The sequence below is a fragment of the Facklamia languida CCUG 37842 genome (genome assembly GCF_000245795.1).
GTDB classification, from domain to species: Bacteria; Bacillota; Bacilli; order Lactobacillales; family Aerococcaceae; genus Facklamia; species Facklamia languida.
Window position 1 is genome coordinate 172,188 of sequence record NZ_JH601133.1, and the last position, 24,783, is coordinate 196,970.

General features: G+C 44.5%; 23 protein-coding genes. All 23 read right to left on the bottom strand.

What is annotated here, in order from left to right; genetic code table 11:
* Positions 1-62: 62 nt before the first annotated feature.
* The 23 genes from ileS to upp all read right to left on the bottom strand — a co-directional run bounded on the left by ileS (position 63) and on the right by upp (position 24,770).
* Positions 63-2,846, bottom strand: coding sequence for an isoleucine--tRNA ligase (gene ileS / locus HMPREF9708_RS00735; protein ID WP_006308017.1), 2,784 nt, complete (start codon positions 2,844-2,846; stop codon positions 63-65).
* A 260-nt stretch (positions 2,847-3,106) separates the two neighbouring features.
* Complete coding sequence (locus HMPREF9708_RS00740) at positions 3,107-3,964, bottom strand: DivIVA domain-containing protein (RefSeq protein ID WP_040447690.1); 858 nt, start codon at positions 3,962-3,964, stop codon at positions 3,107-3,109.
* Between the two features lie 18 nt (positions 3,965-3,982).
* Positions 3,983-4,765 (bottom strand): YlmH family RNA-binding protein, encoded by a 783-nt coding sequence (locus HMPREF9708_RS00745; protein ID WP_006308019.1) that lies wholly within the window; start codon positions 4,763-4,765, stop codon positions 3,983-3,985.
* A 1-nt stretch (position 4,766) separates the two neighbouring features.
* On the bottom strand, positions 4,767-5,042 hold the full coding sequence (locus tag HMPREF9708_RS00750; RefSeq protein WP_006308020.1) for a YggT family protein: 276 nt from the start codon (positions 5,040-5,042) through the stop codon (positions 4,767-4,769).
* A gap of 86 nt (positions 5,043-5,128) precedes the next feature.
* Positions 5,129-6,445 (bottom strand): cell division protein FtsZ, encoded by a 1,317-nt coding sequence (ftsZ, locus tag HMPREF9708_RS00755; RefSeq protein ID WP_006308021.1) that lies wholly within the window; start codon positions 6,443-6,445, stop codon positions 5,129-5,131.
* Positions 6,446-6,489: 44 nt separating this feature from the next.
* Positions 6,490-8,052, bottom strand: a complete 1,563-nt coding sequence (ftsA, locus tag HMPREF9708_RS00760) for a cell division protein FtsA (RefSeq protein WP_006308022.1) — start codon at positions 8,050-8,052, stop codon at positions 6,490-6,492.
* Between the two features lie 124 nt (positions 8,053-8,176).
* The gene (locus HMPREF9708_RS07825) at positions 8,177-9,346 is read right to left on the bottom strand and encodes a cell division protein FtsQ/DivIB (RefSeq protein WP_006308023.1); all 1,170 of its coding nucleotides are present in this window, start codon (positions 9,344-9,346) and stop codon (positions 8,177-8,179) included.
* A gap of 28 nt (positions 9,347-9,374) precedes the next feature.
* Positions 9,375-10,502 (bottom strand): undecaprenyldiphospho-muramoylpentapeptide beta-N-acetylglucosaminyltransferase, encoded by a 1,128-nt coding sequence (gene murG / locus HMPREF9708_RS00770; protein ID WP_006308024.1) that lies wholly within the window; start codon positions 10,500-10,502, stop codon positions 9,375-9,377.
* A 1-nt stretch (position 10,503) separates the two neighbouring features.
* On the bottom strand, positions 10,504-11,859 hold the full coding sequence (gene murD / locus HMPREF9708_RS00775) for a UDP-N-acetylmuramoyl-L-alanine--D-glutamate ligase (RefSeq protein WP_006308025.1): 1,356 nt from the start codon (positions 11,857-11,859) through the stop codon (positions 10,504-10,506).
* 37 nt (positions 11,860-11,896) lie between these two features.
* Positions 11,897-12,844: a phospho-N-acetylmuramoyl-pentapeptide-transferase gene (gene mraY, locus HMPREF9708_RS00780; protein WP_006308026.1), complete on the bottom strand. Its 948-nt coding sequence runs from the start codon at positions 12,842-12,844 to the stop codon at positions 11,897-11,899.
* Positions 12,845-14,356, bottom strand: coding sequence for a UDP-N-acetylmuramoyl-L-alanyl-D-glutamate--2,6-diaminopimelate ligase (locus HMPREF9708_RS00785; protein ID WP_006308027.1), 1,512 nt, complete (start codon positions 14,354-14,356; stop codon positions 12,845-12,847).
* A 12-nt stretch (positions 14,357-14,368) separates the two neighbouring features.
* Positions 14,369-16,063: a peptidoglycan D,D-transpeptidase FtsI family protein gene (locus tag HMPREF9708_RS00790; RefSeq protein ID WP_006308028.1), complete on the bottom strand. Its 1,695-nt coding sequence runs from the start codon at positions 16,061-16,063 to the stop codon at positions 14,369-14,371.
* On the bottom strand, positions 16,060-16,494 hold the full coding sequence (locus HMPREF9708_RS00795) for a hypothetical protein (protein WP_006308029.1): 435 nt from the start codon (positions 16,492-16,494) through the stop codon (positions 16,060-16,062). Before HMPREF9708_RS00795 ends, HMPREF9708_RS00790 begins: the two co-directional genes overlap by 4 nt.
* Before the next feature lie 18 nt (positions 16,495-16,512).
* Positions 16,513-17,460, bottom strand: a complete 948-nt coding sequence (gene rsmH / locus HMPREF9708_RS00800) for a 16S rRNA (cytosine(1402)-N(4))-methyltransferase RsmH (protein ID WP_006308030.1) — start codon at positions 17,458-17,460, stop codon at positions 16,513-16,515.
* 13 nt (positions 17,461-17,473) lie between these two features.
* Positions 17,474-17,905: a division/cell wall cluster transcriptional repressor MraZ gene (gene mraZ / locus HMPREF9708_RS00805; RefSeq protein WP_006308031.1), complete on the bottom strand. Its 432-nt coding sequence runs from the start codon at positions 17,903-17,905 to the stop codon at positions 17,474-17,476.
* Positions 17,906-18,074: 169 nt separating this feature from the next.
* Complete coding sequence (locus HMPREF9708_RS00810; RefSeq protein WP_006308032.1) at positions 18,075-18,455, bottom strand: hypothetical protein; 381 nt, start codon at positions 18,453-18,455, stop codon at positions 18,075-18,077.
* A gap of 42 nt (positions 18,456-18,497) precedes the next feature.
* Positions 18,498-18,698: a DNA-directed RNA polymerase subunit beta gene (locus HMPREF9708_RS00815; protein ID WP_040447694.1), complete on the bottom strand. Its 201-nt coding sequence runs from the start codon at positions 18,696-18,698 to the stop codon at positions 18,498-18,500.
* A gap of 14 nt (positions 18,699-18,712) precedes the next feature.
* Positions 18,713-19,774, bottom strand: coding sequence for a rod shape-determining protein (mreB, locus tag HMPREF9708_RS00820; RefSeq protein WP_006308047.1), 1,062 nt, complete (start codon positions 19,772-19,774; stop codon positions 18,713-18,715).
* Between the two features lie 24 nt (positions 19,775-19,798).
* Positions 19,799-21,109, bottom strand: coding sequence for a UDP-N-acetylglucosamine 1-carboxyvinyltransferase (gene murA / locus HMPREF9708_RS00825; RefSeq protein WP_006308048.1), 1,311 nt, complete (start codon positions 21,107-21,109; stop codon positions 19,799-19,801).
* 51 nt (positions 21,110-21,160) lie between these two features.
* A complete protein-coding gene (locus tag HMPREF9708_RS00830; RefSeq protein ID WP_006308049.1) occupies positions 21,161-21,403 on the bottom strand; it encodes a DUF1146 family protein in 243 nt (80 codons plus the stop codon).
* A gap of 176 nt (positions 21,404-21,579) precedes the next feature.
* Positions 21,580-22,779 (bottom strand): hydroxymethylglutaryl-CoA synthase, encoded by a 1,200-nt coding sequence (locus HMPREF9708_RS00835; RefSeq protein ID WP_006308050.1) that lies wholly within the window; start codon positions 22,777-22,779, stop codon positions 21,580-21,582.
* A gap of 19 nt (positions 22,780-22,798) precedes the next feature.
* A complete protein-coding gene (locus HMPREF9708_RS00840; RefSeq protein ID WP_006308051.1) occupies positions 22,799-24,058 on the bottom strand; it encodes a hydroxymethylglutaryl-CoA reductase, degradative in 1,260 nt (419 codons plus the stop codon).
* Between the two features lie 73 nt (positions 24,059-24,131).
* Positions 24,132-24,770 (bottom strand): uracil phosphoribosyltransferase, encoded by a 639-nt coding sequence (gene upp, locus HMPREF9708_RS00845; protein ID WP_006308052.1) that lies wholly within the window; start codon positions 24,768-24,770, stop codon positions 24,132-24,134.
* Positions 24,771-24,783: the final 13 nt, after the last annotated feature.

A 24,783-nucleotide genomic window follows, 5' to 3' on the forward strand; every position in this document is an offset into this window, starting at 1 on the left:
TCTTTTGATTAAGCATTCGGTGTCTTTTTGATCGGTTTCGACTATCCTCCAATCATTGCTTATTATGACTGGAAGTATTCTGGGTATTCTTCATTGACGATTTCATAACACCGTTGACAAAGGTCAGGAGCTTGATCCAGCCTACCCACTTCTGGTCTTACTGCCCGACAACGTTGGCAAATCGCTCCTTCAGCATGATGGACTTGTACTTGATAAGTCTCAAAATCTAAAGCCTCAGCAGGCGCTTGGTCAAGATCCTCCACTTTTAGTTGTGATACAGTCAGATATTGACCCAACTTGTCAGCAAAAGGCGCTAAGGCCGCTCTATCATCTGCGTCTAAATAAAGGATAACCGATGCTTCAAAGGACTTTTTGATGGGGTCCTGAGGGGCATTTTTTGCTTCTTCAAGGGCCTTATTAATGCCTACTCGAACCTTAAAGAAAGTCTGCCATTGATCGATCACAGCTTGGCTCCCTGCTAGATCCTCAACATCCGGCATGTCCTGGAGCTGGATGAACCCGTCCACTCCATTTAAGGATTTCCATGCTTCCTCCGCTGTATGGACCAGAATAGGGGTGACGAGAATCAAAAGGTCATGCAGAATTTGATAGATAACGGTCTGCATTGATCGACGAACTGGACTATCAGCTGCTTCAATGTAGACAATATCCTTTGCAACATCGAGATAGAAGGCTGATAGATCGGTTGAAACAAAATTCATCAACCGTTTATATAGTTCAGGATAACGATAGCTTTCATAGTACTGGATCATATCGGCTTTAAACTGGTTAAAGTTAGCATGCATGTACTGGTCAATCAAGGCTAAATGATCTCCATCAACTTGATGTTGGGATGGGTCAAAATCATTGACTAAACCTAACATAAAGCGGATTGTATTCCGGATCTTGCGGTAAGATTCAGAGACCTGCTTAAGAATTTCATTCGAAACCCTAACATCGGATTCGTAGTCAACAGATGCAACCCACAAACGGATAATATCCGCTCCGAGCTCCTCCATGACTTTGGCCGGATCAATTACATTACCAAGGGACTTGGACATCTTCTGGCCCTTTCCATCATTGACAAATCCCTGGGATAAAACCTCTTGATATGGTGGCTGACCAAAAGCTGCAATCGAAGTCGTGAAGGAAGAATTGAACCAGCCACGATATTGGTCGGATCCTTCCAGATAGAGGTTGGCCGGATAGACCAATTCTGGTCTCACTTGTAACACCCCAGCGTATGAAGTCCCAGAATCAAACCAAACATCCATGATATCCATTTCTTTAGTGAAAATACCATTCGGCGATCCCTCATGACTGAAGTTTTGTGGTAATAGATCTTTTGCTTCCCATTCAAACCAGATATTCGAACCATGTTCAGCTACAAGATCTGCCACATGGTTAATGACCTCTAGGTCTAGAATGGCTTGTCCATCTTCAGCATAGAAAATTGGCAGAGGAACGCCCCAAACTCGCTGACGCGAAATGACCCAGTCCCCCCGATCGCGAATCATGTTATAAATCCGACGTTGGCCAGAAGGATGGTGCCATTTAACGGAATTTTCGACATTGTCCAACAATTCCTGCCGGAACCGATCGATCGAAGCAAACCACTGAGGTGTCGCCCGATAAATTACCGGTTTTTTAGTTCGCCAGTCGTGAGGATATGAGTGCACAAACTCGCTATAGTGCAGTAAGCTGCCATTTGCTTCAATCATCTCTAAGATTTGTTTTTCTCCTTTGAGATAGAAGACCCCTTCCAGACCTGGTGCCTGGTCAGTGTAGTGCCCCCGACTATCAACTGGTGAAAGGATATCCAGACCATATTCCAAACCAATCCAGTAGTCATCTTCCCCATGTCCTGGAGCCGTATGAACCAGTCCGGTCCCAGAATCGAGGGTGACATGGTCCCCTAACATCAAGAGCGATTCACGATCATAGAAAGGATGACTGGCGGTTAAGCGGTCGAATTGATCCCCTCTAAAAGTCGCTTCTACTTGGTAATCTTGCCAACCAATGGCTTGGCTGACACTTTCTAATAAGTCTTGAGCCAGAATAAAATGCCGGTCTCCCACTGCCACTTGCACATATTCTGCATCAGGTTTAACTGAAATGCCCAGATTTGCTGGTAAAGTCCATGGGGTCGTTGTCCAGATAATAAATTCCGCATTATCTGCGACCACTCCTTTACCATCACGCACCTTGAAAGCCACATAAATGGAAGGGGATGTTACATCTTGGTATTCAACTTCCGCTTCGGCTAGCGAAGATTCAGAAGACCAAGACCAAAAGATTGGCTTTGCCCCCTTATAAATATACCCCTTATCTGCCATCAAACCGAAGACGCGGAGCTGCTGTGCCTCATATTCAGGGTCGAGGGTCAAATAAGGATGGTCCCAGTCACCCGTCACACCTAAACGCTTAAAGGTCGCCTTTTGTCCCTCTACTTGTTCCAAGGCATAGTCGCGACACATATTACGAAACTCAGCAGTGGAATAATCCTTGCGGTTCACTTTTTTATTTTTTTGCAGGGCAGTCTCAATGGGTAGACCGTGCGTATCCCAACCCGGAACATAAGGGGATCGCATCCCCGCCATCGACTTATAACGCACAATAAAGTCTTTGGAAATCTTATTTAAAGCATGTCCCATATGGATATTTCCATTGGCGTATGGCGGACCATCATGGAGAACCCAGGGGGTTCGATCTTGATTCTTCTCTTGAATTTTGTCATACATGGCTTGGTCTTGCCATTCGGCTTGCAATTCAACTTCCTTGTTCGGTAAATTTGCCCGCATGGCAAAATCCGTTTGACCTAAATTAAGTGTTTCTTTTAATTTCATGCTCAATCTCCTTATAAAAAATACGTCCCTTCATACGAAGGGACGTTGAATACGCGGTACCACCCAAATTAATAGCCACAGCTATTCTCTCCTCATGATAACGCTCTTTAAGCGGATCCAGCTACTCGGCTTCACTGGTCAGGATTAGAAGGATACTTTATTCAAGAGGGATCATTGTACTCTCACCACATACAATTCGCTGTAAATATCTTCAATAAAGCTTGGTTCTAATTTGTCTTCATCTTTATGTTGGTATTATATTAATTTTTTGATGGGAGGTCAATCTGAATCGTTTGATCCAGGTCCTCTTCATCAGACAAGTCCCTCTCAGCAGGGTCGACTATGGTATCGACTTGGTCATCATGATAGGACGGGTCTTCTTGCTTAGCCCTTTCAATCGCTTGTAATTCTTTTAGGTTGAAGACTTGGGTCATCTCGAGGTCATCTTCTGGATCCACTTCTGGTTGAAAGACAACTTCTTCCTCTGTAATCGGACTGGGATCATCGAGATAATGGTTCACATCTTCCGGAATGGCATCCAGTCCTTCTTGAATCTCAGATTCAGCTTGTTCAACGAGGGCACTAACCCGTTGACTGGCCTGATACTGACTATCCTTATCCAAGGAAGTAGGTGCTTGAGCAGGCATCAAGGCAGTATCCTCAAATAACACATCGAGGTCGTCGCTATCTAATAAGTCCAATTGCTCTTGGGCCAACTTGCGGGCACGGTTTTGGTATTCACTCGTCTTACTTCTTAAGCGCTCCGCCTCATCAAAGATCCGCGTTGCGCGTTCATTCGCCTCATTAATCACTTGGTCCGCATCGCGCTCTGCTTCATAGAGAATTAATTCTGCCTCTTTGCGGGCATTCTGTTTCAAACGGTCTGCTGCTTCTTGAGCAATAATAATTGAAGAATTAAGGGATTCTTGTAATTGAGCAAAGTAATCCAACTTATCTTGCGCATCTGCCAAGTTCTTAGTTAAAGTCCTATTTTCTTCTAGAACCCGTTCTAACTCTACTCGAACAATATCGAGATAGTCATTCACTTGTTCTGCATCGTATCCTCTAAATTTATGGTTAAATTCCTTCGTTAAAATATCATTTGGTGTCACTGTCATCATTATCATCCTTTCTTTTTAAGTTTTTAAAAGCTTCACATTTATACGGTATTTGTCTTTTCGAGTCATGCCTTCAATTCCTTCTAGACGAAAGCGACCATACTTCCTAAGAGAAACTAAGTCACTCATGGCTAATACAGTGTCCACTTTATCAATTGGCGTATAATTCACCTTGACTTGACCGGACTGAATCGCTTCTTTCGCCCGTTGACGTGATAAATTGTAGACCTTCGAGACGACACTATCGACTCGTAGAGAGCCAGTAATAAGAGGTAAGTCCTCCCATTCTTCAACAGAATCAACTAACTCCTCAGGATTAATCTGCTTCACTTGGACGCCCATTCGACCGATCTTGCTAAGATGGTTGATCAAGTATGTGGCCAGGTGTGTATCGACAATTATCTGCCAGGTCTGTCCATCCGTCATAATATCTCCCAATCGGTCTCTTTTGATGCCAGTCGCCATCACCGAACCCAAGATCTGCTGGTGAGTCAATTCCCCAAATTTATGCGGGTAGTGAATCTGCATATAGGCCAGGGAGAAATCTTCTAGTTGAACCTGGTAATAGAGAGGATAGATTAAGGCGCGTTGGCGCTCAGCGCTGGGATAGCCACCGGTAAGCTCGACTTGAAGGTCTTCATACCCGTTCACAATTTGCTTTACGATCAGTCCCTCCCTTGGTGTCAAGAAAGGGGTCAGAACGGGAGAGTACAGAGAAGAAGCTTGAGTCAGCCAATCAAAAACTTGATCGACAAAGCCACCTTCTTCCTTACGATAATGCTGGTAAATATCCGATCCCATTTTATCGAGCCACCAGTTGAACAAGCAGCCAAATCACACCTCTTTGAATCAAATTCAAAACGAATAATGCAATGATCACATTAAATGATATGGGGCCCAGAGGGGGAATCACCCGGTCAAAAATATCTAAATAAGGCCTTGCCAGGCGATTAATCAATTGGCCAAATTTGGATTCACTCGCTCCAGGTAACCACGTTAATAAAGCATAAATGATTAGTATCCATTGATAAATCTGAAAGCCTCGTGCAATGATTGTGATTAAAACACTCAGTCTCATAAGCTTGTTGATCGTTCCTTCCTTTTCATTGCAAAAGGGCGGGAAAAGACGTAAGCTGTTTACTCTCTTCCCACTCCTAATGTTGATTAATGGCGATTCCGTTTACGGAAGAATGGTGGCGTGTCTAATTCATCATTGACTTCAGTTTCATTCGAACGGACTATCCGGTCTTGGTCAGGTCGTTCAAAACTGCGCTCTTTCTTTTCTTGCCCTTCTACTTCCGTTACATCGCGGGTAATTTGTTCTCTTTTAATATCCCAATCACTAAATAAGTCTTGTTCAACTTCCTGGTTGCCTGGGTGTTGCATGGTCATGCCAGCATGGTTAGCTCCTACCTGTTCATGGCCCATAGCTGAACTTGGATGACTTTCTTTTGGACGTGGCTTTGGTTGGGTAAAACTTGGGCGTTGTGGACGACTTTGTTGCTTATTGAGGGTATTACGTTCAGTATCAATCCCTGTTGCAATTACTGTCACGACCACTTCGTCGCCTAGACTTTCGTTAATAGAAGTACCGAAGATGATGTTTACATCGTCGCTTGAAGCAGAAGCGATAATCTCGCTCGCATCTTGAGCTTCAAATAAACTGAGATCAGGTCCACCAGTCACATTCAGCAAGATCTGTTCCGCTCCATCAATTGATACTTCAAGTAAAGGTGAAGAAATTGCCTTCTTCGTTGCTTCTGCTGTTCGATTCTCTCCTGAAGCAGACCCAATTCCCATTAAGGCTGTTCCTTGATCCTTCATAACTGTCTTCACATCCGCAAAGTCTAAGTTAATGAAGCCAGGTGATACAATCAGGTCAGAGATCCCTTGGACCCCTTGACGTAAGACATTATCTGCTTCACTGAAGGCTTCCATCATCGGCGTCTTACGGTCCACCACTTCAAGTAGACGGTTATTGGAAATCACAACTAAAGTATCCACTGCATCTTTTAAATTCTGTAGACCTTCTGCTGCATACCTTCCCCGCTTAGGCCCTTCAAAGGTAAAGGGTCGCGTCACGACTCCAACAGTGAGTGCACCTAGGTCTTTAGCGATACGTGCAACAACTGGCGCTGCTCCAGTTCCCGTTCCGCCTCCCATACCTGCTGTTACAAAGACCAGGTCTGATCCTTCAAGGACTTGACGAATTTGTTCTTCAGATTCCTCCGCTGCTCGTAATCCCACTTCTGGTAGTGAGCCTGCACCCAAACCTTTAGTAACTTTTGGGCCTAATTGAATTTTTGTATCAGCTTGGGACCCTTTTAAAGCTTGAGTATCTGTATTGGCTACGATAAAGTCAACACCTTTTACTTCTTCAGCGATCATCCGGTTAACAGCATTCCCACCAGCGCCTCCGACACCAATGACTTTAATAACGGCTCCTTCCGGATTGACACTTGAATCAAATGATAATTCCATCTTTTTACTTCCTCCTATTATTTGAATCTCTTTGACTGTCTCAACTAATCAAAAAAAGTCTGGAAGAAGGAACGAACTTTGTTCGTAAAGCCTCCTTCTTGTGGCTGATTAAAGTCAGGCGATGACTGAGCGACTTGTTGTGGGCTCTCTTCATAATAACTTGCTTCTTCATAACCTGCTTCTGAATCGTAACGCAGGTATTCAGAGCTTCCACTGGTTGCGGGTTCATTTGCGAAAGCCTGTCCGTGTGGACGGTATTGGCTTTGTGAACGACTCAATGGTTCTTTAGGCCGACTATGCCCGGGAGAAGAAGACGCCTGGTCACGGGAGAACAAAGACGTGCGATTGTTCATTCGTGAATCATAATTGGGCGTCCCTTCTTGGTAGGGTCGAGTGGATGGGCCAAAGCCGCTATCCATTGGCTGACTGCCTTGGCCAGCCCTTTGGGATCTAAAGGTCAGTTGGGCAATCCGATGGACTTCATCCAGTTCCGCTACATATTGCACCATTCCCATACTCGTCGTATAGATCGGATTTCGCATGCCCATTTGTTCAGGAATATAAAGACGAACTTGATTACCGAGATATTTTTGGGCAAGTTCAAGGACTCCTGGTAAAGAGGAAGCCCCACCTGTTAAAACAAAGCCTCCGGGTAAATCCAAGGCATCCACCATCGACAAATCATCCACAATGGTTTCAAAGATTTGAGACAACCGAGCTTCAATGATTTCAGATAAATACCGCTCGTCCACTCGAACTGGTTCTTTACGTCCAACCGTCTCAACTGGGAAATACTCTTCAGGAGATGTCTGACTCGAGAGCGCGTAACCATACTCGCGTTTAATTCGTTCTGCACTATCAAGGGAGGTGTTCAAGATGACCGAAATATCCTTGGTCACATAATCGCCACCTTCTTGATCAACAAAGGAATATTTTAATTGGTTATCGTAGAAGATGGAAGCACTCGTTTGACCGCCTCCCATGTCAATCACAACCGTACCAAACTCACATTCATCTTGGCTGAGCGCCACAGAAGCGATCGCTTGGGGTTGGATGACAAATTCAGAAATTTGAAGACCCGCCTTCTCAACACAACGTCGAATATTATGGATGATGGTGCGTGGCCCGGTAAAGAGCTTGGCATAGAGTTCGAGGCGAACACCAATCATTCCGCGCGGATCTCGAATACCATTAAAACCATCGACAATAAATTCTTGAGGTAGGATGGCAATGACCTCACGCTCAGGTGGAACAGACCGGACCTTGGCAGCTGAGATCACATTATCAACATCACGGGCTGTGATTTCGCGATTCTCACTCGCGACAGCGATCATGCCATGACAATCATCGATAGCCAGCTTATTACTTGGCACACCCACGACGACTTCATTAATCTTAACATTTGCCTTTTGCTCGGCCCGTTCAATGGCTTTCTGAATGGAGAAGACTGTCTCATCGATATCTACAATAACTCCTCGACTAAGACCCCGTGACTTCTCATTGCCTACACCGATAATATTCACTTGTCCATTGATATATTCAGCCACAACCACCTTAATCGAAGTGGTCCCGATATCAAGGCTGACTACAATCTCTTGATTTCTCATTTTGGCGGATGAACTCCCTTCGTAGCCCAGACAAAAGCCAGGCGATTAACTTAATACTAGCATAAAGAAAAGACCTTTGAAATATATTCTAAAAGGATGTTATCAATTCGTAACCTAACTTATCTTAATTATTATGAAGTTTGACTGAATTAGTAACACTCTGATAAGGGGTAAAATAAGCCCCAACTTCCAAATCAATAATTCCTTGTCTTCCTTCCAATTGTTCAAGAATTTGGGGATAGTAGTTTACTTTTTGGGCAAAGGTCGTGATGACAGCCTGAATCTCATTCCCATCTTTCATTTTAACTTGAATATGCCCCTCTTTATTCGCTTCATCAACGGAGGCAATAGAGACCATCTGGGCCACGACCTCTGAATCAATCTGAGACAGACTGGACCCCAAATTCTTCCGTTCGTCGGCTGGAAAAACTCCCATAAGAAGAGGGAGTTGATCATAGGCCTCTTGAGTGATCATACTATCATTCAGATCATTCTCAATCAATTGGCCACTGCTTAAGAGCAAATTCAGGCGGTTGTCCTCTTGGACTTTAGCAACAACTTGGTATTCCTTAACATAGAAATCGAGTGACCACCAGTTTCTCCGCTGCAAATCGACGGATTCCACAAGCGGATAAGTCTTCTCCAAATAGGTCTCAATCGTTTGCTGGTGCTTCATAACGCTTTTAACTGGGGCTAAGGGATTAATCCTCAAATCCTCCAACAAAGTCTCGGAATCCATTACCTGGACACCATAGACGTGAACCTGATTGACCTTATTAAAAGGCATCAGCATCCAACCTGAAACCACCATTACTGCAAAAATCAACAAATAAAGGACCAACAATTTGACCTTCCCCTTGGGTAATCCCGAAGTGAAAGACTTAGACTGATGGCTTGACCAAAGTCGAACTTGCTGACTCAAGCGGTTTGCTGACAGCCTTCCACTTGACTGATTTAGATACGATTGCTGACGTTGATAGTCATTGGCATAATCCATCCGATAATTTGCCGACCGCGCTGGGTGCCGGCTACGATCAAATTGAGCAGCCGGATTCCGCAAAGCAACCGACTGCGTCCCCTTAGACTGATAGTCTGCTAAATGATAAATATTTTGTGAATAATCAGGAGCTGGGTATTGGTCGTATTCAGATGGCAAAATGGGCTGTCCTTGATCATCTAGGCGATAATTCCCCATTGGAGCCGTTAAAGGCTGTTGCTGCCGTTGCTGGATGGTTGAACGATGTGACTGGTAAGTCTGATTAAATTGATCACGATCTAACCGATAATTTGGCATTCCCATCCCCTCCTTTTTATCCGGTATCCTATGTAGTTGGTGCTATTAAATTTTGCATCATGCGAATTAAATGGTCACAAGCATCGACTCTTCCCATGGCACGTGCTTTTTTGCTCATCTCTTCTAGTTGGTCTGGATCTTTCATTAAGTGGTCGGTCACTTGGTAGAGCCGGTCAGCCGTAAGGTCTTCTTCCTTAATCATCATGGCCGCTTCTTGGTTAACAAGCGCCTGAGCATTATGTTCCTGGTGGTTATTGGTCACATAAGGGCTCGGAATTAAGATACTAGCTAGCCCCAAAGCTGTTAACTCTGCTAAAGTCGTCGCTCCAGCCCGGCAAACAACCAGCTGAATCGCTTGAAAGACACTCGGCATATTCGCGATATACGGACAAATGCGAACGTTTGGGCTGGCATTAATTTCAGCGACTTGGTCGGGATCTAAAGCATCGTAGTGACTTTGACCAGTTGCAATGATGACTTGATAATCCGCCTGCTGCCATAAATCGAGTGCTGCCAAACTGGCTGCGTTAATGGCAGGAGCGCCTCGCGATCCACCAAAAACCAGGACGGTTGGAAGGCTATCCTGGAGGTCAAATTGTTGGCTTAGGATATCCTTTTGTGAGGAAGTTGACATCACTTCTTGTCCCCTGGGATTTCCTACCAGCGCAAGCTTATCAGCATACTTGGAAAAGTCAGTCTGCACATCCTCAAAACATGTCGCAATTTGATCAACAAAGCGAGCGAGAAACTTATTTGTGATCCCAGCCACAGAATTCTGTTCATGAATGATGGTCGGGATCTTGAGCTGCGCAGCTCCTAAAAGCACAGGCCCACATACAAAGCCCCCTGTTCCTAGAACCAAGTCGGGCTTAAAGTCTTTGAGAATTTTCTTGGCCTTATGAGTGGCAGTAAGCATTTTGAAAGCAACTTGCAGATTCTTAGGACTCAAAGATCGACGCAGCCCTTCAATATCAATTGTTTCAAAGGGTATTCCTTCCTGGGGCACAATCTTGGACTCCAGTCCTCTCTCCGTTCCAATATATAAAACTTGGGCCTTGGGATATTGCTGAATGAACCGACGATACAAGGCAAGTGCTGGATAGATATGTCCGCCTGTTCCGCCCCCTGTTAACACAATTCGTTGGATCTCTGTCATGCTAGTCTCCTTTTTGATCATAATAGTGGTTGACAACCTGCATAAAGGCTTCGCCTCGTTCTTCATAATTTTTGAATTGGTCCCAAGAAGCGCAGGCCGGCGAGAAGAGGACGACTTGCCCGTCTTTGGCTGATTTGATCGCAGCGAGTGTCGCGTCCTCCAAATGGTCGAAGACTTGTACCTTATCAATCTTTGCATTCTTGAAGTCTTTTGCCATCTTGTGAGCCGATTGTCCATATAAAAAAGCAGCCTTCACTGAATTGACTCCTTGGATTAAATCGCTAAAATCGTTTCCCCGATCCAAACCACCACCGATATAAAGGATCTCTTGTTTAAAGCTATTTAGGGCTGTTAAGCTGGCAGTGGTGTTCGTCGCCTTGGAATCGTTGTAGTAAGTCACTCCTTGCCATTCCCCCACCCACTGAATGCGATGAGGCATGCCCTGGTAGCCACTTACAATGGCTTCAATCTTATTATTATCGATTCCCTCGATTTTAGCAACTGCGATCGCAGCCAGAACATTTTCGAGATTATGGTTACCTGGAAGGCGAATTGCAGCCCGGTCCATCACCTTCTCGCCAGCAAAATAGAGGGCATTTCCTTGTAAGTAGGCACCAGAAGTTTGTGGTTGAAGACGGGAAAATGGCACCTTCTTAGCATCAACCCCTTTGAATAAGTCCACCATTTCTTCTTGGTCTGCATTATAAATTAAATAGTCTTGAGGCGTGAGGTTACGCGCCAGATTCATCTTCGCTGCAATATAGGCCTGGCGATTGCCATGATAATCCAAATGAGCTGAATAAAAATTAGTGAAAACTGCGATTTTCGGTCTAAATTTCTGGATTCCCATCAATTGAAAGCTGGACAGCTCCATTACGACCCGGTCCTCGGCCAACGCCTTTTGGCAGACTTCCAAGGCAGGAACCCCAATATTGCCTGCAATATAAGCCGACCCCTCACTCGATTGGTCTAATAGCAGCTGGATCAACTGGGTGGTGGTCGTCTTACCATTCGAGCCCGTAATCCCAATAATCGGTGCCTTACATTCAAGATAGGCTAGTTCAACATCGGTTAGAATGGGAGTTTGCCGTTCTTGTGCTTCTCTCAATAGGTCTAATGTATAAGGGATGATGGGACTTTTGACAATCAAATCCACTCCCGTAAGAGCACTCATCGGATGCCCGCCTTCAATTACTTTCACACCTTGTTTGATAAGCAAAGAAACCGACGGGTCAGCTGTGACTACCCCTCGGTCATTTAAAATAACATTTGCTTCTTTGGCTAACAGATAATTGACAACACTTTTTCCACTGATGCCATAGCCCATCACTAAGACTGTTTGTCCTTTATAATTCATTCGATTCATCCATTTCTAAAGGTTTTCTCTAAGTCTATTATAAAACGAAGTAAATCACACTCGCAAGTAGGCCGACTAACCAGAAGACCGCGACGACTTTTTCCTCCGACCATCCACCTAATTCAAAGTGATGGTGAATGGGACTCATCCGGAAAATCCGCTTACCCGTCAATTTAAAGGAAAAAACTTGTAAGATCACAGAAAGCGTCTCAATAACAAATACTAACCCGATAATCAAGAGGGACCAAGGATGGTTTAGGAGTAAGGAGATTACAGCCAAACCCGCTCCTAGAGCCAAGGAGCCGACATCGCCCATAAAGATTTGAGCCGGCTTACGATTGTAGTAGAGAAATCCTAATAAGGCGCCGACAGTCGTTAAACAGGCTAAGGCTATCCCCATCTGTTCCGCTTGGATCGCTAGGTAGAAGTAGCTTGAGTAAGCAATAATATTCAAGCCTGTCGCTAAACCATCTAAGCCATCGGTTAAATTCACTGCATTCGAAAAACCAGTAATCCAAATAAAAGCATAGGCAATCAATACCCAAACATTCGTCCATTGCCATTTAAAGAAAGGAATCACGAGCTCCTGTCCTTGCCAATAAGCAAGCCCTATGACAAGTCCAGAGAAGAGAAGTTGCAGGACAAATTTTTGTTTAGCCGTTAACCCTTCATTCTTACGATGAAAGACCGCAATAAAATCATCGATAAAGCCAATTCCGCCAAAGAGCAAGAAAGTTAAGGCGATCGTCCAAAGTTCGCCTTTAATGGCAGGTTGTAGGAAAGACATTCCCACTAATATTAAAATAGCAACTGAAATAAAAACGGTCCCCCCCATGGTGGGTGTTCCTGTTTTGACTTGGTGCCAGGTCGGCCCTTCTTCTCGAGTTGTTTGACCAATCTTGCGACGCTGAAAAACGCCAATAAACAATGGGACCAATAAGAAGGTCAAGATAGCAGAAGCTACCAAGCTAAGTACTAGATCCATTTATTCCCCTCCAAATTTCTTGACTAAAGTATCTTTGATCACTGAAATCTCGTCATAAGGCACATAGTCATCCCCTATAACTTGATAGCTTTCGCCACCCTTACCGGCAAACAACAAAATATCACCTGGTTGACCGGATTGAATCATGTATTGAATCGCTTCGATCCGGTCCTCGATCATAACATGAACGTGATCATGATGATCACCCAATAGCTCTTGGTTAATCTTATCCACTGGTTCGAAACGAGGATTATCCGCTGTAAGAACAACCTCATCCGCCCACTTGAAGAGCGTATTTCCTAAGTCAGGACGAGCAGCACTGTCACGATTCCCACCTGAATGGCCGAAGAGAACCTTTAATTTTCCTTCTTTATTTTGACTCAATTCACTAAGAACATTTTCTAAGGCATCGGTCGTGTGGGCGAAATCCACAACAATTGAAAACGGCTGGTCTGTTTCAATCACCTGCATTCTTCCTGGGACACCGGTCATCTGTCCGGTCTTTTCTATAACCGCTTGCGGGGCATAGCCATAAGAAAGGGTGAGGCAAAGGAAAGCTGCCAAATAGTTATAGACATTATAGCGCCCAATCATCGGTAAGAAGACCTTAAAGGCCTGATTATCAAAATGCAAGGTAAAACGTAAGCCACTTGGACTCATTTCAATCTCATCTGCAAAAGCAGTAGCCCTTGGATTCTCTAATGAGTAGGTCGCACTTGCAGCACCGCTAGCTGCTAGCATGACGGAATGGTAGTCATCATCAAGGTTGACAATCGCCAGCTTTGGTTGTCCCCCTTTAAAATGCTCTCCTAACTGGGCAAAAAGCAAACTTTTAGCATAAGCATAATGGTCCATGGTTTGATGAAAATCTAAATGTTCGCGGGTTAGGTTGGTGAAGATTGCACAATCAACCTCCGTTTGCCATAAACGCCCTAAAGCCAAAGCATGAGAAGAAGCCTCTAAAACGGCATCCTGGCAGCCCGCTTCAACCATTTCAGCAAAGTAACGGTGCAAGGTCAGGGAGTCGGGAGTAGTGTTAATCGCCGGGTAAAAAGTTTGCCCAATCTTATAATGAATGGTTCCGATCAGACCCGTCGTGTGGTCAAAAGCTTCTAACAATTGACTGATCATATTGCTTGTCGTTGTTTTACCATTGGTCCCGGTAACAGCTACTAATTTGAGGGTGGAGGAGGCTTCATGGAAAAAACGGTTAGCCATAATTGCTTGGGCACGATTGGTATCGGGCACTACTACTAAGATCACGTTCTTTTGAATCGCTTGTTGAACTTGGTAGTCACTGACCTCCTGAGCCACAATCATCTGCACACGGTCTTGAATCAGTTGATCAACCGCCGAATGCCCATCAAAACGCTGACCCACGATGGCGATAAATGCGTCACCTGGACCTGCTTGGCGGCTGTCATTTGTTAAATTTTGGATCTCACAGCTGAGGTCTGTTGAGCCCTTAAGCTGATAATTAATCAGCACTTCAATCAATGCTTGCGCCTTCATGATCTTCCTCCTTTATTGGTTTATCATGACGGATTTGACAATCGGATGAAAAACTTCCGCCACTATTTGTGTCCCTATTTTACCATTCAATTGCTGGGGTTGCTTAACAAAGATATAAAGCAAATATTCTGGGTCTTCAGCTGGAAAATAGCTGACCACAGAATAGAGAAAATTCTTCTCCCCCTGCAAGTAACCAGGACCATCTGGGTTGGCAATCTCTGCAGTTCCTGTCTTAGCTGCTACTTGTGTCTCGTCCGATTTAAATGGAGTAGCCGTTCCATAGGGCTTGTTAACAGAATCCACCATCAACTGACGGACAGCCCGACAGGCTTCCGGTGTAAACATCTGACCAAGGTCCTGTACCTGATAGCGATCATTCTCTTCTTGACCCACATGGTCAATGTATTGAATCTTCTTCATCATGCCATCATTTGCCACACTGGTAAAAGCTTGCATCAATTGGAGGGGAGTTGCAGAAATTGCTTGACCAAATCCTGACATTGTCCGCGAAACAGGATTAGAAAAATCCATTGTCCCAGCTGACTCATTGGGTAAGAGACTTGCGGTAGTTTGACCAAATCCAAGCTGCTCTAACTGTTGGGCCCACGTTTGATTGCCCATTCGATTGACCAGTTCAACCATTCCAACGTTTGAGGACCGCGCAAAACCTTCCTCAAATGAGATTTCCCCCCAACCAAAACGGTTGTATTCACGTACTGTTTGATCGTAAACTTCTACTTTTCCAGACATAAAAGTTTCACCTGGATAAAAGACATGATGGTCATAGGCAGCTGCCATGGTCAGAACTTTGATAGTAGACCCCGGTTCATAGGCGGTTTCAACTAATAAGTTTTGCCATAGATCTTCAATTCCTTGCCGGCTATTGAGATTAAAAGTCGGCCGCTGACCAGCTGCTAGCAATCTGCCAGTCTTGGCTTCCACTAAATAGGCAGCTGTACTTTTGGGCTGATACCGGACGTAAACCTGGTCTAAACTATCCTCTAAACTGTTTTGTAAACGAGTGTCCAAAGTCAAATAAAGATCCTGACCGATCGCTGGCTCCTCCCCATCCGATTGACCACTCAATAGGGGGTCAAAGGCCGCTTCAATGCCCATCTCGCCGATAAAATGCGGCTGGTTCAGTAAATCTCTTGGCAGGTCTTTAACATAACCAATCAAGTGGGAAGCAAAATAATCATTAATATAAGTCCGACTGGTTTTTGAATTGAAATGAATCCCAGCTAGGTGTTCAGCCTCGATGGCTTCTTTGGTCCGTGGCGACAAGTTCTGTCCAGCAGGACCAAATTCAACTTGGTCAACACCTGTCTGATTAAGCAGAGAATAGATCGCTCCCTGGTCCATTTCAAGGTATTTGGCCAAAACGCGTGCAGTCTGGTCCTTGTCTTGAACGACATTCCCTTCTGACCATTCGCCCCCTAAAACAGCAAATAAAGAATAAGAAGTAGTATCCATTGCAATCGGCTGACCCTGTCGATCAAAAAGGCTGCCCCGCTTTGCTTCAATGATACTACTTCTTTCAGGTCTTGCTTGATGATAAGTGGCTAAGTCAACCTGGTTAACGGTTTTAAAAAGACTTAATTGTGCAAACCTTGCCATAAAAATAAGCGCAATGAGAATGACACCAATGGATAGATAAAATAAATTTTTTTGTGTTTGATTAATTTTTTCTTGATGTTCTGGATTCATTGACTGATTTCCTTTACCCGTTCCCTGACTTGTTCCATACCTTGTTCTTGAGCAACCAATTTGATTCGGTCATAGTCGAAGCTTTGAGCAATTTCATTCAGCATGATATTCATCTCTTCATCCAATTGGATTTGATTCGCTGAATATTCACTCATTCGTTGGTTCATTTGAATCGTTTGCCACTGCAGGAAAAGATTAGCAAAAAGGCTCAGCAAAAACACACCCACCAGTAAAAGGTTGATCCCTTTCTGTAGGAAATAACCAGAGACTTGTCTTTGATTAGAAGAATGGGCTGGCTGTGTCTCTTCAATCCATTCAGGTTGAGCGATCTGACGGGCTGCATTGCCTTCATACCAATCCAAGTGTCCCGAACTTGTCCAATGGTTCGCAGAATCACCAGGGGAAGAATTTCGATTATTACTTGTTTGCATAATGTCCCCTTTCTCCTATCAAGAAATACGATTGCGCTCAATAATTCTCAGTTTTGCTGACCGAGCGCGGTTATTTTCTTCAAGTTCACTTTCACTCGCCACAATCGGCTTCCGATTGACGAGCTGGTAATCCGCCTGGTTGTTTCCCATAACAGGCAGATTAGGAGGCGTTTCAGCGGGTGTCGAATATTGTCTGAAAATCTGTTTGATCAAACGATCTTCTAAGGAGTGGAAGGTAATGACTGCCATCCTCCCTCCGACTTTCAGACGAGACAGTCCTGCTTCGACTGACTCCTCAATAGCCGTTAGCTCATCATTCACAGCCATTCGGATCGCTTGAAAACTCCGTTTGGCTGGATGCCCCCCTGTTCTGCGTGTTGCCGCAGGAATCGCAGACTTAACAATTTCAGCTAATTGGGTCGTTGTCACGATCGCTTCCTTCGCCCGCTCCTCTTCAATCTTGCGTGCAATCCGCTTGGCAAACTTCTCTTCGCCATAACGATAAAGAATTCGGACTAAATCTTCATAAGACCATGAATTAACGACTTCGTAGGCATCTAAATCTTGTCTACGATCCATTCGCATATCTAAACGTCCTTCCTTATGGTAGGAGAAACCACGTTCAGCCTGGTCGAGTTGAGGCGACGAAACGCCTAGGTCATAATAAATGCCATCGACATAAGGAATCCCCTCTTGATCGAGGATTTTAGCAAGATGGCGAAAATTATCCTGTACAAAGGATACGCTTCCTGCCTGGTAAGCATCCGCTAATGAAACTTTGGCTTGATCAATGGCAAAAGCATCCTGGTCAATCGCTACTACACGGCCCCGGTCACTTAATTGGTCAAGTAAATAGGCAGTATGCCCTGCCCCTCCTAAGGTACAGTCGACATAGATCCCCTGAGGGTTTATATCGAGGCCATCAATTGTTTCCTTCAGCAAAACCGTTTCATGTTCAAAGGACACCTGTCTTCCTCCCCTAGAAACCAAAATCTGTCATTTCTTCTGCTATATCTTCAAAATTCTCCTCAGCATCCAAGGTGAACTCTTCCCAACGTTCGCTACTCCAAATCTCGATACGGTCTGATACGCCAATCACACGACATTCCTTATCAATCTTAGCGAACTCGATTAAGTTCTTTGGTAAATTAATCCGCCCTTGTTTATCAATTTCGACTTCAGTGGCAGCTGAGTAGAAAAAGCGGGTAAATTTACGAGCATCCTTCTTAGCTAGAGGTAGCTGCATTAATTTGTCTTGTATTTTCTCCCATGACTTCATGGGATAACCACTTAGGCATCCATCAAGACCGCGAGTCACTATAAACTGTTCTCCTAGGTCAGGACGGAATTTAGCAGGCATGATCAATCGGCCCTTGGCATCAATATTATGTTGAAATTCTCCAATTAACACGATTTATCACACTCCTCCCCTAAGCTAAATTCATTCTACCACAATCCACCACAATTCACCACTTTATTCCCCTTTTTTAGCAAAAAAATAAACCATGCGGTTTGCATGGTTTCAAAATCGTTGATCGATCAAGCTTTATAATGGGAAAGTCAAGTGGTGGATCTTCCCATTATCGAATAAAAGTCCACCATCTCAGTAAGATCAGTCCCACAAGGTGGGCAGTTAAAATAGAAAAAATGAGTTCGCTAGCTGGTAAATAGTAGGATTGAAAATAAAAACGATCAATCTCTCGCACCATATAAAAGAGCTGTAAGCCTAACATGAAGGCTGTCAATAGAATAATAAAGGGGAGAACATTAAAACCGAAAGTCAGCCAGCCAAAATTATAAATTAAGACGAGCCACATCGGGATTAAGAGAATAGCTAGCGTTAAGGGCCACTGTTTAAAAAACTTTAAATAGGACCGATAGTAACGATTGACTATCCAAATAATAATGAGGGGAACCACATAATTCAAGAACTCCCCTAATGAAAAAGGATGATTCCCCATCAGTTTCTCCTTCCTAGCTAAACATTGCAAGTTGCTTATCGCCTAATTCAAAAAGTTCATAATATGCCGCCAGGTATCCTGGTTAAATACCGCCCAGACATGTCCCTTACCAATCACCGCATACCCAATGATTAGCCCGAGAGCAAAGACCAACCCTACAACCAATAGGAAAACAATAAATTTCAGGATTGATTTAAGAATTACCTTGCCCAGGGGATACTTTAAATACTTGGACTCTTCCACATTACTCACCTCATTTAGCCAATGATGCGTCGCCAAAACCGGCGCCACCGTTGTCTGCGTATCTTTTGCTTCTTATTACTGCGGTCTAAACGACCCGCTGTAATCCATTCCAACATCGTTCCTGTCCCTAAAGCAACAGCAGTCAAGGGATGGTCAGAAGTCACAACCGTCACTTTTAGTTGGTCACTCAGGAACAAGTCAATATCTTGAATCAAGGCGCCACCTCCAGTAACGATAATCCCTTGATCATGGATATCTGCCATAATTTCAGGGGGAGCTTGCTCCAACACCCGACGTGTAGCGCGTGCAATTTGCAGGAGTAGGTCCTGCAAAGCTTGAAATAAATCATTCGAATCGACATTCACAGCCTTCGGCAGACCGGTAACCAGGTCTCGTCCCTTAATTTCAATGTTCTTTATGAAGGGTTCTTCTTGTTCAAGGGCTGAAGCCAACTGCTTCTTCAAGGCTTCAGCTGAATGAAGCCCAACAAGGATCTGTTCATGTTCCTTAAGGTAGTTGATAATCGCTTCATCAAAATCATCCCCGGCAATCTTGAGCGATTCACTGTAGAGAATTTCACCCGCCGAGATAATGGCGATATCCGTAGTGCCGCCCCCTATATCCACAATCATATTCCCTGTCGAATCTAGGACCTCTAGCCCCGCTCCAACAGCAGCCACTAATGGTTCAGGTTCGATATAAACTTTGCCTGAGGAAACCTTTTGAACAGCTTCATAGAGTGATAGGCGCTCAATATCGGTAATACTACTCGGGGCAGAAATCAAGACGTTCGTTGAGCGAAATCCTCTTTGCAGTCTTAGCTTCTTAAAACACAGCAACAAGAAAGCTTCTGTCAACTCATAATCGTTAATTACACCACCCTTTAAGGGTTGGACGACTTCAATCGATGCAGGCGTTCGGCCAAGCATCGGATAGGCTTCATTCCCAATTGCAATGACTTCTTGACTTTTTCTGTCATAGGCAAGCACAGACGGTTCGTTCAGGATGATGCCACGTCCCTTTAGATGAATTAAACTATTTGCTGTTCCAAGATCAATTCCAATGTCTCTTGCCATAATTATCGATGCTTTCTATTGCTTTTATGCAAAAGCCATTTCAACTTGATCATAAACGGCTTCTTTGACAGGTTGGATATTGACTCTTTCTATATTTGCTCCTAGGGCATGTAATTTTTCGTGGAAACGGTAATAACCGCGATCTAAGTATTTCAACTCTGACACACGGGTTAAGCCCTTGGCAACCAAGCCTGCAATAATTAAAGCAGCAGCGGCTCTTAAGTCGCTCGCCTTGACTTGAGCCCCACTCAGTTCACTGGGTCCATACATGATCACCGTTTGACGCTCGATGGTAAAGTTTCCTGACATTCTTCTCAACTCTTCAAAATGCATAAAGCGATTTTCAAAGACAGTCTCAGTTAAAGCGGAATCCCCATCTGCAACTAATTGAGCAATAGACATCTGAGCTTGCATATCCGTTGGAAATCCTGGATAAGGTAAGGTCTTGACATCGGTTGCCTTTAAGACTTCAGGTCCAATCACACGCAAACCATTTGCTTCCTCTTGGAAGGCAACACCCATTTCTTTCAACTTGCTAATGAGCGGCTTATTGTGATGAGCCAGAGCGCCTTCTATGACAACATTTCCTTGAGTGACAGCTGCTGCCACCATAAAGGTGCCTGCTTCAATCCGGTCTGGCATGACTTCATAGTCGCAAGCAACTAAGCGATCAACTCCTTGAATGCGAATGGTTTCAGTTCCAGCGCCAGAAATCTTCGCTCCCATTTTATTCAAGAAGTGAGCTAGGTCCACAATCTCCGGTTCACGGGCCACATTTTCAATGACGGTTTCACCTTCAGCCATTACAGCTGCCATCATAATGTTCTCCGTTGCACCCACGCTCGGGAAGTCTAAATAAATCGACGCCCCTTTCAAGCGATCCACATAGGCTTCAACGTAGCCGGCAGTCGTTGTAATTTTTGCCCCTAAGGCTTCAAAGCCCTTCAGATGCAGATCAATCGGTCTTGTACCAATCGCACAGCCACCTGGCATCGCTACTCGAGCATGGCCATACCGTGCTAGCATAGGGCCCATAACCACAATTGAAGCACGCATCTTACTGACAAAGTCATAGTCTGCCATAGTAGCAACCTTACCACTCGCATCTAAGGTCATTTGGTTTTTTCTTTCATTAAATTGAGTCTTAACATTAATCGCTTTAAGTAATTCATTCAAGGTAAAGACATCTGAAAGGATCGGAACATTGGATAAGCGAACAACTCCTTCGCACGCCAAAATAGAAGCTGCTAGAATGGGTAAAACCGCATTCTTCGCACCTTCGACCCGAACTGTACCCTCCAAACGGTTACCACCTTGTACAATTATTTCTTCCATTATTCAATTAATCCCCTTTTGCATCCATCGTTTTGGAGTTGACGATGGGTGTTAAACATGATTAGAGAAAATCGACAACAAAATTTGTTGCAGACTTTCAATGATTGTAATAAAGAACGAACTAGTCAAATAGCCTAATGCAAGGCTCACCAACAAACAAAGATAGCGATCCATTGCATGATAGTTGGGGTAGAGGATTTGCTTCCATTTGACCTTTGACAAGGCAAAATAAGCAATCACGACAAACAAGATCCGAATTAAAAGTACTGCCATACCATTAATAATTGCTGACATGAAACCCTACCTTTCTAGTTCACCTACATGATAGCATAAATTTTTTTCGAATACACTCTAAAAAAAGAAAAAGGTGACAAATCCACTTGAAAGACGGATTTGTCACACATTGTATTTGACAGGCTGTACTCGCTTTTTACAAGGGCCTTATACTATCAGGCATGGCCCTGAACTACTTATTCAGCTTGATGGTTTTGTTCATAGTACCGACGGTGGTGGTCAATCCGTGCTAGATAAAAGTCTCCTTGCCCCACACTCGGTTCATATTCTTGGATCGAATCCGATTCATTGAGAGTCTTCCTATATAAAGTTTCATATTCTTCAATCTTCAACTTCCGGCGGCTAGTGAGTTGATCTGCCACTTCCTTTTGAAGAATACCCGCTTGGTATCCCACTTGCAGTTTACCTGACAACCACTCTGCCACCGCACCGGACCCATAAGAAAATAGTCCAATCTGGTCGCCAGCCTTGATCGTTGGATCATTGCATAGTAGAGATAAGAGGCCTAGGTAGAGAGATCCTGTATAGATATTTCCAATACGTCGACTGAGTGCTGTTAAAGCCTGGTAATGAGACTCCCAGCGGTCTATCGCCTTAACTGCCTCGACTTGTTCAGTTAGGTCCTCGCGTAGCGCTCTAATTGCTTTAAGTCCCATCTTAGTAAATGGTAAATGCAAGGCAATGGCTTGCGTTGATTCCCATAATTGCGGGTCCTTTTCAGCTGCTTGCTTGACAACTTGAGCAAAGGAGTCCAAATAAAGCTGAGTTGAGAACTTTCCTTCGACCATTGGATAGGGTGAATAATCAGGTCGCCAGAAATCAAACTGATTATTCGTATAGGGGGTCGTCTTCGTATCAAAAGCAATGATCTGGGGGTTTGAGCTGATGAGCATAGCCACCGCCCCCGCACCTTGCGTTGGTTCGCCACCTGTTGCAAGACCGTATCGAGCAATATCACTCGTGATGACTAAGACTTTCCGATCTGGGCGAAGGCGAACATAATCACAGGCCGCAAGCACCGCAGCAGTTCCCCCATAGCAAGCTTCTTTAATTTCATAAGAACGCGCATAGGGATGGATTCCTAGCGCCTCATGAACATAAATAGCTGCTGCCTTTGAATAATCAAAAGCGGACTCCGTCGCCACAATTACCTGATCAATTTGATTTAAGTCCTCCTCCTTCAGAAGAGGGCGGGCCGCATTGATCGCCATCATGACAATATCTTGAGTCGCATCAGTCACCGCCATCTGCGACTGACCAATTCCAACTGTATATTTGGCTGGATCGATTCCTCGAGCCAGAGCCAATTCCTCCATCTCGATATATTGCGGTGGAATATATAGATGCATCCGATCAATTCCGACTTTATGTTCCATAGTATTCTCCTTCATATAACTAATCCTTTTCATTATCTAATGAGTGGCGGATTTTGTCTAGTAATTCTTTGGCAACTTGTCGGTTGATCAAAGTCTGACCTTGCAAGTCTTCAACTAACCTGTCGATCTCATCTGGCTGAGCACCCACTTGTAACGCAAGACTCCTAGCATGCAAGGCCATGTGCCCTTGTTGAATTCCTTGGCCCACCAAGGCCCTAAGCGCAGCAAAATTTTGAGCGAGGCCGAGACTCGCTGCAATCTCCCCTAGCGTTCTGGCATCTGGTTGGCCCAAGAGGTTAAGCGCCCATTGTGCATTAGGATGAACAGCAAGTGTGCCCCCAACCGTGGCAACCTGTAAAGGGAGGGCAATCTCACCCAATAAATACTGGTCATCAGCTGAAAGAGACCAATGACTGAGAGGCTGATAATCGCCTTCATGACAAGCATAAGCGTGCACACCAGCTTCGATTGCTCGCCAATCATTTCCCGTCGCAATCATAAGGGCGTCCACCCCATTCATGATCCCCTTATTATGAGTAACTGCTCGGTAAGGATCCAATTGCGCATAGTCACTCGCCTGGACAATACGGTGAGCCATTCTGAAGGCCTCCTGGTGATTCCTGTTCAAGGAAGACACAGGAAGTTGAGCCCTCGCCGTTATAAGCGAATCCGGACTATAGTTGGATAAAATCGCCATCAAGAGGTCACCTTGTGTTTCTTGGGCAATAATGGGACCAATCCATTCTAAGACCTGATTGAGCTGGTTAGCCCCCATCGCATCCACTGGGTCATAGTCCAAATAATAACAATCGTAAGAAGTAGCTTCCTTTTGAAGTCGTTGGCCTCTCAAGGCCAAGGGTCCCCCACCTCTTCTGACCATTGATGGACTCGCTTGACGCGCGATATCCAACCAAGCTTCCTGCCGATCAGCCAACCAATCCTGAGGCAAGCGGTCTGTTTGTGGAATCAGAATCATCTGACCGGTCAAGACCTTCGCCCCAGCTTCAGCCTGAATATTACCCAACCGTTTGGCCCCATTTGAAGCTGCAGCTATGACAGAAGGCTCTTCGATGGCCATGGGAATCAGGTAGTCTCGATCATTAATCTTGAAATGCTGAGCAACCCCCAAGGGTAAGGAATAAGGATAAAGGTAGTTCTCGACCATCCGGTCTCCAATCTCATCACTCATGGGTGTGTAACCCAGCGGATGACTCTGATAGGCTTCCACCAGATGACGTCTTCGATCGATTGGTTGTTGATAAAATTTATTAAAGGTCATAAGCCCTCCTAAAAAAACACACGTCCTCCATTATTTAATAGAGGACGGTGTAGAATCTCTTACGATTTACTCATTATTTTGTTCCGAAAATTCGGTCACCCGCATCACCTAGACCCGGCAAGATATAACCATTCTCATCTAACTTCTCGTCTAGAGCTGCTGTAAAGATATCCAGTTCAGGGAAGGCAGTCTGTAATGCCTTAACCCCTTCTGGTGCGGCCACCAGGCAGACAAAAGTAATATGGGAAATATCCACTTGATATTTTTGGGTTAATTGGGTAATGGCTGAGATAGCGGACCCGCCTGTCGCAAGCATTGGATCCACAACGAAAACCTGTCTTTCCGAAATATCCAGAGGTAATTTAGCAAAGTATTCAACAATATTAAGGGTATCATGTTCACGATAGAGCCCTATATGTCCCACACGTGCACTTGGCACGAGGCTGGTAATGCCATCCACCATCCCTAAGCCCGCACGTAAGATTGGCACAATCGCCATTTTCTTACCTGAAATTTGTTTCTGGGTTGACTTGGTTAAGGGCGTTTCAATTTCAATTTCTTCCAAAGGAAGATCGCGTGTAATTTCATACGCCATTAACATCGCAATTTCATTCGTTACTTCACGAAAAACCTTAGTAGATGTATTTTTGTCGCGAATGATTGTCAGCTTATGCTGAATTAAAGGGTGGTCGACGACTGTGAATTTTGCCATTTAAATTCCTCCT